Source organism: Mesobacillus subterraneus, from assembly GCF_000934845.1.
Taxonomy (GTDB): Bacteria; Bacillota; Bacilli; order Bacillales; family Cytobacillaceae; genus Mesobacillus; species Mesobacillus stamsii.
On sequence record NZ_JXIQ01000186.1, the window covers coordinates 1 to 11,212 of the forward strand.

15 protein-coding genes and 1 pseudogene are annotated in these 11,212 nt (G+C 42.4%); 7 read left to right on the top strand and 9 right to left on the bottom strand.

What is annotated here, in order from left to right:
• Positions 1-20: 20 nt before the first annotated feature.
• Together UB32_RS17360 and UB32_RS17365 are read right to left on the bottom strand one after the other, a co-directional pair.
• Positions 21-215, bottom strand: a pseudogene (locus tag UB32_RS17360) (A/G-specific adenine glycosylase); the annotation flags it as partial.
• An 81-nt stretch (positions 216-296) separates the two neighbouring features.
• Positions 297-593, bottom strand: coding sequence for a hypothetical protein (locus UB32_RS17365; protein ID WP_052807100.1), 297 nt, complete (start codon positions 591-593; stop codon positions 297-299).
• 95 nt (positions 594-688) lie between these two features.
• Between UB32_RS17365 and UB32_RS17370 the strand changes: the two genes are divergently transcribed.
• A complete protein-coding gene (locus UB32_RS17370; protein ID WP_044396148.1) occupies positions 689-1,675 on the top strand; it encodes a metal-dependent hydrolase in 987 nt (328 codons plus the stop codon).
• Between the two features lie 69 nt (positions 1,676-1,744).
• Here the strand turns inward: UB32_RS17370 and UB32_RS17375 are convergent, their stop codons facing one another.
• Positions 1,745-2,005 carry a YfhJ family protein gene (locus tag UB32_RS17375; protein WP_044396172.1) on the bottom strand — a complete coding sequence of 87 codons (261 nt, stop codon included), beginning with the start codon at positions 2,003-2,005 and terminating at the stop codon, positions 1,745-1,747.
• Positions 2,006-2,123: 118 nt separating this feature from the next.
• Here UB32_RS17375 and UB32_RS17380 point away from each other — a divergent pair, with 118 nt between their 5' ends.
• Entirely contained in the window at positions 2,124-2,306 is a 183-nt protein-coding gene (locus UB32_RS17380; RefSeq protein ID WP_044396151.1) for a small, acid-soluble spore protein K, read from the top strand.
• 47 nt (positions 2,307-2,353) lie between these two features.
• On the opposite strand, the gene UB32_RS17385 is transcribed toward UB32_RS17380, so the two are convergent.
• Positions 2,354-2,683 carry a YfhH family protein gene (locus UB32_RS17385; RefSeq protein WP_044396153.1) on the bottom strand — a complete coding sequence of 110 codons (330 nt, stop codon included), beginning with the start codon at positions 2,681-2,683 and terminating at the stop codon, positions 2,354-2,356.
• A gap of 87 nt (positions 2,684-2,770) precedes the next feature.
• Between UB32_RS17385 and UB32_RS17390 the strand changes: the two genes are divergently transcribed.
• Entirely contained in the window at positions 2,771-3,448 is a 678-nt protein-coding gene (locus UB32_RS17390; protein WP_044396155.1) for an SDR family NAD(P)-dependent oxidoreductase, read from the top strand.
• A gap of 19 nt (positions 3,449-3,467) precedes the next feature.
• Here the strand turns inward: UB32_RS17390 and recX are convergent, their stop codons facing one another.
• Positions 3,468-4,277, bottom strand: a complete 810-nt coding sequence (gene recX / locus UB32_RS17395; RefSeq protein ID WP_044396157.1) for a recombination regulator RecX — start codon at positions 4,275-4,277, stop codon at positions 3,468-3,470.
• A 99-nt stretch (positions 4,278-4,376) separates the two neighbouring features.
• On the opposite strand from recX, the gene UB32_RS17400 reads away from it, so the two are divergent.
• The 4 genes from UB32_RS17400 to UB32_RS17410 all read left to right on the top strand — a co-directional run bounded on the left by UB32_RS17400 (position 4,377) and on the right by UB32_RS17410 (position 6,078).
• Entirely contained in the window at positions 4,377-5,273 is an 897-nt protein-coding gene (locus UB32_RS17400; RefSeq protein ID WP_044396159.1) for a TIGR01777 family oxidoreductase, read from the top strand.
• 58 nt (positions 5,274-5,331) lie between these two features.
• Positions 5,332-5,451 carry a YfhE family protein gene (locus tag UB32_RS19675; protein WP_084221900.1) on the top strand — a complete coding sequence of 40 codons (120 nt, stop codon included), beginning with the start codon at positions 5,332-5,334 and terminating at the stop codon, positions 5,449-5,451.
• 87 nt (positions 5,452-5,538) lie between these two features.
• Positions 5,539-5,724, top strand: coding sequence for a YfhD family protein (locus UB32_RS17405; RefSeq protein WP_044396162.1), 186 nt, complete (start codon positions 5,539-5,541; stop codon positions 5,722-5,724).
• A 102-nt stretch (positions 5,725-5,826) separates the two neighbouring features.
• The gene (locus UB32_RS17410; protein WP_044396164.1) at positions 5,827-6,078 is read left to right on the top strand and encodes an alpha/beta-type small acid-soluble spore protein; all 252 of its coding nucleotides are present in this window, start codon (positions 5,827-5,829) and stop codon (positions 6,076-6,078) included.
• Positions 6,079-6,469: 391 nt separating this feature from the next.
• On the opposite strand, the gene UB32_RS17415 is transcribed toward UB32_RS17410, so the two are convergent.
• The 4 genes from UB32_RS17415 to UB32_RS17430 form a co-directional block, all read right to left on the bottom strand.
• Positions 6,470-8,260 carry an ABC transporter ATP-binding protein gene (locus UB32_RS17415; protein WP_044396175.1) on the bottom strand — a complete coding sequence of 597 codons (1,791 nt, stop codon included), beginning with the start codon at positions 8,258-8,260 and terminating at the stop codon, positions 6,470-6,472.
• 2 nt (positions 8,261-8,262) lie between these two features.
• Positions 8,263-9,987: an ABC transporter ATP-binding protein gene (locus UB32_RS17420; RefSeq protein WP_044396165.1), complete on the bottom strand. Its 1,725-nt coding sequence runs from the start codon at positions 9,985-9,987 to the stop codon at positions 8,263-8,265.
• A gap of 258 nt (positions 9,988-10,245) precedes the next feature.
• Positions 10,246-10,761: an SdpI family protein gene (locus UB32_RS17425; RefSeq protein WP_241768541.1), complete on the bottom strand. Its 516-nt coding sequence runs from the start codon at positions 10,759-10,761 to the stop codon at positions 10,246-10,248.
• A 1-nt stretch (position 10,762) separates the two neighbouring features.
• The gene (locus UB32_RS17430) at positions 10,763-11,044 is read right to left on the bottom strand and encodes an autorepressor SdpR family transcription factor (RefSeq protein ID WP_044396168.1); all 282 of its coding nucleotides are present in this window, start codon (positions 11,042-11,044) and stop codon (positions 10,763-10,765) included.
• Positions 11,045-11,212 lie beyond the last annotated feature (168 nt).

The following is an 11,212-nucleotide window of genomic DNA, read 5'->3' on the forward strand; positions in this document are numbered from 1 at the left end:
AAGTTTACTCCTCAGAGCTGAGCAAGCGTCTCGATAGTTGGAAATTCTTCCATAAATCGTGTAAAATAAGGGATGACCGTGTTTACTTTAGTTTGTTGGAGCATGATTTCAGATACCCATATTTTATAAGGATCCTGATCTTTTCTCCATGGCAGTTCTCGCTGTTCCTTAACAAACCATTCGATCAAGTCATCCTGAAATGATTTTTTATCCATTTTAGCTATGCATTTCTTGATGTCAGTTGCCACTTTTGTTCCTCCATGTGTTAATCTTTCCGGAAATTTGGGAATATACTATTAACGATTCTGTTTTATTGCCAAGAAGCCTATGCGGTCGAGTCCTCCCGGAATATACTGATCCAGTATTCCAAAAACAGAATGACCCCGGGAAAGGCGCATCTTTTTGATCGCATGATAATGGGCTTCTGTCGGCACAAAAAACGATTCAATAAAGACATTTTTTTCGCCTGACAGTCTGCATGAAAACATTTTCGCTTCAAACTCGGGAAGCATCGCCGAAATTCGTTTGATGGCCTCAAGATATTGGCCAAGCAGATTTTGTTTTATTTCATATTGGATGATCATCTGAATCATTTCGTCAGCTCCTTTATCCATTTTGAAAGGACCGTGTTGATTCAGCCCTTTAATACTTTTGCATTCATTAACTCTCAAAAAAGGAGGCGGTTTCCATGGATACTGGTACACATGTTGTCATGGGGTTGGCTCTAGGAGGATTGGCGACGCTCGATCCAGCTGTCAGCGAAAGCAGCATTACAGCCAGCAGCGTATTGATCGCTACTCTTGTTGGATCACAAATCCCTGATATAGATACCGTTCTGAAACTAAAAAATAATGCTGTTTATATCCGGAATCATCGCGGAGTCACTCACTCTATCCCAGCTGTCCTTTTGTGGCCGCTGCTCATTACCGGGATAATATCCTTTTTTTCACCGAATGTAAATTTGCTGCACTTATGGATTTGGACATTCATTGCTGTATTCCTTCATGTTTTTGTCGACATTTTTAATGCATATGGAACCCAGGCACTAAGGCCTTTCTCGTCGAAATGGGTCGCATTAGGAGTCATTAATACTTTTGACCCGATAATATTTGCACTTCATGTCATCGGTTTGTTCCTCTGGGCTTTTGGAGCTAACCCTGGTTATACATTCATAACGATATATGGCATCCTTGTTCTCTACTATATATACCGATTCGTTATGAAGCATCGAATCAAGTGTGCCGTTGAAAAAATCGTTCCAGATGCGACCGAAATCATAATCGCTCCGACGATGCGCTTTAACCATTGGCGAGTAGCCGTCATGAACAAGCATCAATTCTTCGTCGGCCGCGGTAATAAACGTCTCGTCAGGATCCTTGACCAATTTAACCGTATACCTGTACCTGAAACTCCGGTGCTTGAAGCAGCAAAGAAAGATAAGAATCTGTCTGCTTTCCTTTCGTTCTCACCTGTTTACCGCTGGGAATGCGATGAATATGACGATTATTACGAAGTCAGGTTCATTGATTTACGCTATCGCAGCAACGGACACTATCCATTTGTTGCAGTTGTGAACTTAAACAAAAATCTGGAAATCCTCAGCTCGTATACAGGTTGGATTTACAGTGAGGAAAAATTACGTAAAAAATTAGAATTCCTTCCAGGGGAAGGATAAACCGGGTGTTTTTTATACCTGGTTTTTTTATTGCTGGTAGCGTGGTGTATAACAGAAGGGGATAGGGAATCATTGGTTAGCTTTATCCAATAAATCCTTATATCTTGGATTTCTGGCAACGAATTCGTGTAGCTGGTCCCCGTAATTTTCTATCCACTGGCGGACGACTTTTTCGGTCATTTCGCTGCCCATATATTTATGGCCGGCTTTTGCATATGTGGCTTCGAAGTCGCTCCACAAAAGCTCTACCCACCTCAAGGCCTGTTCAAAAGTGAGACCGCTGTTCTTTTCCTGCAGCAAGCTGGCTAGCTTTTCATGAGTTTCCTGCATCTTTATCACCCTTTGCCAATTTTTAATGTAGTTATGAATCCCGATCATTACTCGAATACTATAAATGCGTGCAGCCATTTTGGCATTACACGTAAATTCATCCATCACGGAGGACATTATGCGAAATAAAGTAACGAACTTCCCAAATCAGAACAACACCAAGCTCGAGGGCGAGCCTCGCGCAAAAGCAGAATATGCTTCAACAAGAGCTGACGGTACCATCAATACCCATCCGCAAGAGCGTATGTACGCCTCATCTCACCGTGAAGATGATACTTCAGCTGTGATTAAAGATCACTAATGTCTTGTTGTTCCTTTAGTTATGCCAGGAGCAAAACCAGATGCTATTTACTTCTGGTTTTGCTCCAACAACAAGGAAATTGGCAGCGCTTCTTCTCTTCCCTCTCCATTGAGACGTGCCCCCCAGGCAAAAACGCCATTCATATAAGCAATTTTGAAGTAGGCTCCCGGGTCGCCTTCAATGCCATAGATTTCCCCTGGCTTGAAGTCGTTCGGGTTCAGCATATAAGATTTGGCCATAGCAATTTTCCGCTCGTAAACAGCAAGCTCACTGCCCATCCCCATTTGCTCTGCTTTCCTTGCTTTATCCCGAAGGCTCGCGATTTCCTGGTTCAATTCGTATTCCGTCATTTCGCTGTACCGTTTTTCTCTACCCATATCGATTCACTCCTGAATTGTTACGCTTTTAGATTCATGCAATTAATGATATAACTAGATTATAGCATGTTTTTTAAGGAGGCTGTCATGGAGGCAATCATTGTTACCGGCGCGGGAACTGGCCTTGGAAAAGAGCTGGCATTGCTACTTTCCAAACAAGATTATCATGTAATTTTAACAGGTAGAACAGAAGATACCCTAAATGCTGTCAAACAACAGATTGAACAATCAGGGGGAAGTGCGACTGTACAAGCGCTCGACCTTCGAAATCTGGAGGAGATCAAGGAAATAGCGTTATTACTCAGCAAAAAGCATACATTATCCGGTCTCGTCAACAACGCAGGGATCGGTTACTTCGGTCCGTTCTCTGAAACCTCAGACACGGAAATGGAAGAGGTATTCCAGACAAATGTTTTTGGAACCATCCATATGACGAAGGCAATCCTTCCATATCTCGAGCAAAATCAGAAAGGTCTCGTTGTAAACATTATTTCCACGGCCGGCCTTCGGGGGAAAAAGCATGAAGCTGTCTATTGTGCCAGCAAATTCGCTGTCAGAGGTTTTACCGAAAGCCTTCAGAAGGAGTACGAAGCAACGGACATCCGTTTCGTCGCCGCTTATATGGGCGGGATGAATACACCTTTTTGGGAAGAAAGCGAACATGTAGCAGACCCAACGAAGTTTCGTTCTGCTACAGAAGTTGCCGAAATCATTGTAAACAATCTTGAAAAAACTGAAATTATTATAGAATCCAAAAAATCATGACAATTGTCATGATTTTTTATTATTCGTTTTCTTTTTCCAGTATAAATTCATCGATCATATCCATTGGGAATCCCTTGCGATATAAAGCCATCTTCAGCTTCTGTCTGTACTCCCGGTCTGGAAGCTTCCTGTATTTGTTGTACAATTTTTCCCCTTGCATCCTTAGTGCATCCATTTCGGCTTCATCTTCTTTTGCCATTGCCGTTTCGTCCATAGCAGCCCGGATTATGGAAAAAGAATATCCTTTTCGTTGCAGCATCTGCTCTATTTTCTGCTTCAATACTCTTGAGGAGTCCTTCTTATTTTTCACAGCATATTTTTCACTCAGTTTGATGGCCTTTTCCAGCTGTTCATCGAACGAAACGTCATCGACTGCTTTAGATATCAACTCAGGGGCAATCCCTTTTCCCTTTAGCTCCAGCTTAATGACTTCTGCACCTTTATCTGTTGTATTCAATTGCGTCCGCACAAATGCATTGGCAAATTCCTCATCATTCAGGAATTTAAATTCATATAATTTATGCACGGCTTCGTTAATGACTGAATCTGATATTTCTTTTTTCTTCAGATGTTCCCTGACTTCGGACTCTGACCGCATGCGATAGGAAAGATATTGGATTGCCGCATTATAGGCTTTCCGGATATCGTCCTGGAAAAGCACTTCCGTCACCGCAAAGTCATCCAGCTCCATCCCTTTTTTCAAGTTATGCTTGATTAAAACATCTTCATCGACACTGAAGGCATATTCTTCTCCCTTTCCGCTGTCAGTAAAAATGCTGTATCTGTCTTTATTGTGTTTTTGAACGGAGATTTTTGTAATGACTGGCATATGCTTTTCACCTCTAAAGAAATTTTAACACATTTAATGAAGGTTAATCATGATTAAAAGCAGTACTATATAGACAAGCGAAGAAACGGGAGGAATCTTATGAAAATTGCGATTACAGGAGGCACTGGTCTAGTCGGCAAAGCCTTAAGCAACGAATTGGTACGAAGTGGACACGAAGTAGTTATTTTAACCCGGAAAGTCACAGAAAAGGGATATAATCCAAAATTTGTCCAGTGGCTCAATCCCGGAGACCAGCCTGAAAATGAATTGGCTGGCGTAGAAGCAATCGTTAATCTTGCTGGTGCCACGATCAATAGCAAATGGACTAAGGAGTACAAACAGAAAATAATCGAAAGTCGGATGAAAGCAACCACTGAAGTGAAAAGAATCATTGCAGCTTTAAATAGGAAACCAAATGTACTTATCAACGCTAGTGCAGTCGGATATTATGGCACATCCCTGACAGGAGAATTTGATGAACAATCAGAACCAGGCCATGACTTTCTCGCTGACACAGTAAAAAACTGGGAGGCTGCCGCAAACGAGGCAAATATCAGGGTAGTTCTATGCCGATTCGGCTTGATTCTTGCTAAAACTGGTGGAGCACTGCCAAGAATGCTTTTCCCTTACCAATTATTTGCGGGCGGAAAAATTGGAACCGGTTCGCAATGGCTCTCCTGGATCCATATCGAAGACGTTATCCGCGGAATTATTTTTGCAATAGAAGAGAAGCAGTTGAAGGGGGCAGTCAATTTTGTTTCCCCTTCACCGGTGAGGATGGATCAATTTGGCAGAACGATATCCCAGGTTTTGAAGCGGCCTCATTGGCTTCCCGTTCCGGTATTTGCAATGAAATTCGCTCTTGGAGAGATGAGTGTGCTTGTATTAGAAGGTCAGAAAGTGAAACCCGAAAAGCTGCTTACCGCTGGTTTCTCATTCAAGTATCCTGTACTGGAAAAAGCTCTCAAAGATATTTTAGCGAATCATTCTGTTTAATCCCTTTCAACAAGGAAATACTTGTAAGGTAAATTATTTTGGAAAGGGTGGATTTATTATGGAAAAGAAGAAAAGAGATACTACCAAAAACACGTTATCAAGCATGCAGGAAGTTACATACAGCCGCGAATTCAAAAAAGCAGACAGAGCCGGCGGCTATACAAATGGAAAAAGATAATTGGCATAACCCTCCTCCGTTTGGAGGATCATAAAAGTACGGAAATACCTATTTCCGTACTTTTCAATTTGAAAGGGGTTTTTTCGAATGGGAAGAGCACATGGACATAAAACGCGGGATCGTAATAAAGCATCCCTCCCACAAGTTCCAAAGAATATGAAATCAGATGGACTTGATGTGGAATTTAATCGCGATTTAGCTGACCATGAAGACCTGGAAGCAATGGCACGCTCAAAAGCTGCCGATCAGCGCGCCCAAAGCAGGAGAAAATAACCCATCAAGGAAAAGCAGAATCGATATGATTCTGCTTTTTGTTCATAATCATCTTCTTCATTGCGAATACTATAAGCAATCATCAAAATGGAGGGATTACCAATGGCCAGAAGCAATAAGATTCTCGTACCCGAATCCAGAAATGCGCTTGATGATCTGAAAGCACAGGTAGCCGGAACTATGAAAGCGGAGGATGCAAAATTTGAAACAGCAAAAGAGATAGGTGTTCCTCTTAATAAGGGATATAACGGCAATCTTTCCACCCGGGAAGCTGGAAAAATCGGCGGAAAACTCGGTGGAAATATGGTTAAAGAGCTCGTGAGAATGGCACAGGAAACTTTGCGAAAACAGTAAGGCACAAGACTTTTTTAAATAACATTTGACATCTGCTGGAAAATGTAATATACTTAATTAGCTACGTCAAAATGAAGTAACTTGAATCACAAACAATACTATGTAAACAATTAATGGCGTTCTGCTTTTATTTTTAGGTAACAACTTATTCACACTGGATCGGCTTCGGAGCCGTAAGGATACAAGAGAGGTAGGGCTTGTGTCGTTTAGGTTAAAAATGGTCAAGTGGAATTTTGTACCGCGGCAAAGTTTATAAATGGATGATATATTATACATCTTGTGGAGTAGCAAGTTACTTGAAAGCGAACCGGGGACGGTTCGCTTTTTCTATTTGTCCTATGCTCTACAGTCCCCGATTGCTCTTGCTGATTCAATTGTTGGTTCCATCGCTTCAAGGTTTCAGTAGGATATTCTTCTCAAGCTGGCTCGTGTATAATTCATGGTAAAAACCTTTTTTCGCCAATAATTCTTCATGGCTGCCTTTTTCCACGATTTTGCCACTCTCAATGACGATGATCTGATCGGCATTTTTAATTGTGTTCAAGCGATGGGCTATAATAAAACTTGTTCTTCCTTTCAGCAAATGCTGAAGGGCTTCCTGAATTTTCAATTCCGTGATCGTATCAATGCTGCTTGTCGCTTCATCCATTATCAAAATCGCTGGGTCGGCAAGGATCGCTCTAGCAATCGATAATAATTGCCTTTGCCCCTGACTGATCCCGGCATCATCCTGACTAAGCTCGGTATCATACCCTTTCGGCAATCGGTGAATGAAGAAATGGGCATTGGCAGCTTTGGCAGCCTTTACTACTTCTTCATCCGTAGCGTCCAGTCTTCCGTAGCGAATATTCTCCCTGATGCTTCCCTGAAAAAGAAAGGAATCCTGAAGGACGAACCCCATTTGTTTCCGAAGACTGTCGCGGGTGATTTTCTTACTGTCGTGCCCATCAAACAAGATCAGCCCCTGTTCCGGTTCATAAAAACGGGAAATTAAGTTGATGATCGTCGACTTGCCAGCACCTGTTGGACCAACCAATGCTATCGTTTCGCCCGGCTGTGCGGAGAAATTTAAATTGGAAACGGTATCTCCTCCCTTTTCATAGGAAAAGGAAACATCCTTAAACTCGACTTTCCCGATCATGTTAGGGAGTGGTACGGCCCCCTTTTCATCCACTGCTTCTTCTTCAGTATCGATGATGTCAAAAACACGATCGGCTCCTGCCACAGCAGAAAGTAGGGTATTGAACTGATTCGACAGATCATTCAATGGCCTTGTGAACTGCCGGGAGTATTCGGAAAAGATAACAATCGTTCCGATCGTTACATATCCTTTTAATGCGAAGAAGCCACCAACTGTTGCTACGATCGTAAAGCTAAGGTTATTAAGCATATTCATTAATTTTGGGATGAAGCCCGTTAGTGTTTGCGCCCAGTAACCTGATTCTTTTAGCCGCTGATTTTTTATCCGGAATTCTTCAATAACTTGTGGTTCCTGAGAAAATGACTTGATAATTTTTTGTCCAGAAATTATTTCCTCGATATATCCATTCATCTCGCCAAGCCGGCCCTGTTGTTCTTTATATAACTTGCCGGTACGGCTCGTAATCCATTTCATCCCCAGGAACATTAATGGTACGATAATCATCGTCACCAATGTCAGCATAGGACTCAGCCAAATCATGACTGCCAATGTTCCAACTAAGGTAAGGACGCTTGAAAAAACCTGGATGACAGATGAATTCAGAGTCGTACTGACATTTTCAATATCATTCGTGATCCGGCTCATCAATTCCCCATGCTGGCGTTTGTTAAAGAAGTCAATCGAAAGCTGATGAAATTTGCTAAAAAGCTGCCTCCGCATGATATAGACTGTCTTCTGGGCAATTCCGATCATCCAGTAGCTTTGAAACCATAATGATAGGGAGTGCATCACATAAACTGCGGCAAGGCCGATTAGTAGCAAACTAAAACCATCCGTTGAACCGGTTGCAAAGTACTTGTCGATGCCCCAGCCGATTAGAAATGGGCCAAGCAATCCAAGCGCTGAGCTCGCCACTATCATCAACAGCACAAGAATCAGCAAGTTTCGCTCATCGGCAAGATAGGACCAGATCCTCCTGATGGTCCGGCCACTTCCTTTAATTGTGCTTTTTTGATTGCCTGCGTGTCTCTCTTTTTGTATTTTTACCAATCGGCCTTCACCTCCCCAAACTGGGAGCTATAGATTTCCTGATAAAGCGAAGAAGATTTTAGCAGATGCTCATGCTCGCCAAAGCCAATTAATGATCCGTCCTCGAGCAAAAGGATCTTATCAGCATCTTTTGCGGTGCTGACTTTTTGTGTAATGATGACCGTTGTACAGTCATAATTGCGAATGGCAAGAAGCAGCTTTGCTTCTGTTTTTAAATCGAGTGCACTTGTGCTGTCATCGAGCAGAAGGATTTTCGGCTTTTTAATCAAAGCCCGGGCAATGGATAATCGCTGTTTTTGGCCGCCCGAAAGATTTACACCTTTTTGTCCGAGAAGCGTATCGTATTGGTTTGGCAGTTTCTCAATTGTCTCATGAATTTGGGCATCTTTGGCTGCCTCGATCAATTCCTCTTCCGTGGCATTCTGCTTGCCCCAAGCGAGATTCTCCTTGATCGAGCCGGTGAACAGCAAAGACTCCTGAGGAACGTAACCGATCGCTTCCCTAAGACTTCTAAGCTTCAGTTCCTGGATATTCCGGCCATCGATTCGGATTTCTCCGCTGGTCACGTCATATAACCGCGGGATGAGCTGGAACATAGCTGTTTTTCCCGCCCCGGTCGCTCCAAGGACGGCTACGGTTTCGCCTTTGCTGATTTTGAATGACAAATCATCCAATATTGGAATATTGGTGTTTGGAAACTGGAATGAAACCTTGTCAAACTCGATTTCACCTGCAGAAATTTCATACCCATCCTGACTCCCAGCGGTATCTTCAAGATCGATTCCCTCATTCAGTACTTCCATAACACGCTCAGCCGATGCTCTGGAACGGGAGAATACCATGATGATCCACGAAAACATGGAAAAAGCTGCAGTAATCCTTGCAGCATAGTTCACGATCGCGACCACTTCGCCTACGGATACTCTGCCAGACTGGACATCTATTTTTCCAAACCAAAGAACCACAATGACACTTAAATTCATGAAAAGCAGCAGCACCGGTATCGTTGACTCCGTTACCCTTAAAGCAAATACGGTGCGATTTTTTAACTGATCGTTGGATTTTTCAAATCTTGTGCCTTCGTAATCCCCTCGGGCAAAAGCCTTGATCAGTCTCATGCCTACAAGATTTTCTCGCATTACGCCATTGACTCTGTCCAGACGTCTCTGGACACTTTTAAATAAACCAGCCGCCTTTGTCATAATCCAAATAAGGAAAATCAGCAGTGGCGGGATGATGATCACAAAAGGCATTGCCAATTTCACATGGACCAACATCGCCATAACGATTCCCCCAATTACCAGCAGCGGAGCGCGCAATGCAATCCGCAGGCTCATGAAGAACGTGTTCTGAAGCTGGGTTACATCATTGGTGATTCTTGTAATCAAGGACGATGATGAGAAATGGCTGAAGTTAGTGAAGGAAAAAGACTGGACCTTAGAAAATAGCCTTTCTCGAATGTCGAAGCCAAAACTTTGGCCTGCATGAGCTGCTAAAAACGAGTTTGCAATCCCCGAGACAAAGGCAAGGAGAGAGATTCCGAGCATCACTCCACCCCATTTGATAACCGTGTCCAGGTCCTTGGCAACAATTCCTTCATCGATAATTTTCGCAATTAACAGCGGCTGTATAAGCTCTACAGCCAATTCGACAAGCATTAAGCTTAGCGCAGCCGCAATTGGTATGCGATATGGTTTTACAAATGAAAATATACTCATGAAGATTCTGCCCCCTGTTGTCCCATCCCATTATTATTTCGGCTTCCGAATTTCACACCTTCTATCATACCTCTTTTCTTATATTTTTTGAATGAAAAGAGTAACAAAAACGGTCCATTTTCTGGACCGTTTTTGTTTTCCTCTATCGCTTTCTTTTGAAAAGAACGTAAGAATAGATATATGGTGCAATGACAGTCAAGGCGATGACGATGAAAAAGATCGCTTCCTTCCAATAGCCAGGTATAAAGGCAGCGAGGATTAATACAAAGCCTCCAAAAAAGAAGATTTTCGAAGCGCCCGGTGAGTTTGTTTCCATACTTCTTCACTGCTGAGTGTCCATGGAGTCCGAATTCCGATGAAAAAATTAGATCTGACATGGGGCAAATAGTTTCCAAGGATCATAAAGATAATTCCGATAATCATCGATCCAATACTGCCCATAGGGACGTCAAAGTCAATTGCACTGGCCAGGACTAGGATGTTTATCACAAAAAGAACTCCTAAAATGGCATTTATTAGAATGTGATAACTTTTTGAAAAGAACTTATAGTTTGTTTTCCTTAGATCCACTTTTGGCAGCAATGCCATCGCGAGATACAGGATCACCATGACACCAAGTGTAGAAAACATGGCATTTATCTTAGAAGCAAACCCATTTGCTTCCCCATTTAAACCCCAATGAATCGGAATTTGTTCTGGAAGCATTGGAAATGCAATAATCCATGCAAGGATTAAAAGGCTTATCATTATCAAAGGCAATACATGCTTTTTCATTTTATTTTCCCCCTTCCTTGTCTTTATTATTTTCAGTGAAGCTAAACGCCCAGCTGATAAGTTCCTGGAAAACAGTTGTATGGAGAGAATAAATAATGAACTGGCCCTGTTTCTCAGACTGGATCAGCCCAGCATTCTTAAGCAGCTTTAAGTGTTGTGAAATGCTTGGTTTTGTCATGTTGAAGTGGTCGGCGATTTCTCCGGCTGTCATATTGTTGTTTTTCAACAGCGTGAGAATCTTTCTTCTGGTAGGATCCGAAAGTGCTTTAAACGCTTCATTCAAGCTAAAGACCTCCTTTTTATTTAGTTATTTAACTAAATAATAAATTGTATATTCGTTTTTTGCAATCCTAAGGTTTGTTGTAAAGTAGTCCAATAAGAAACACCGGGCAAACTGCGCCTGGTCCTTTTTTGGTTTTGCTGATTAACGGGCTGGTGATTGGAACGGATG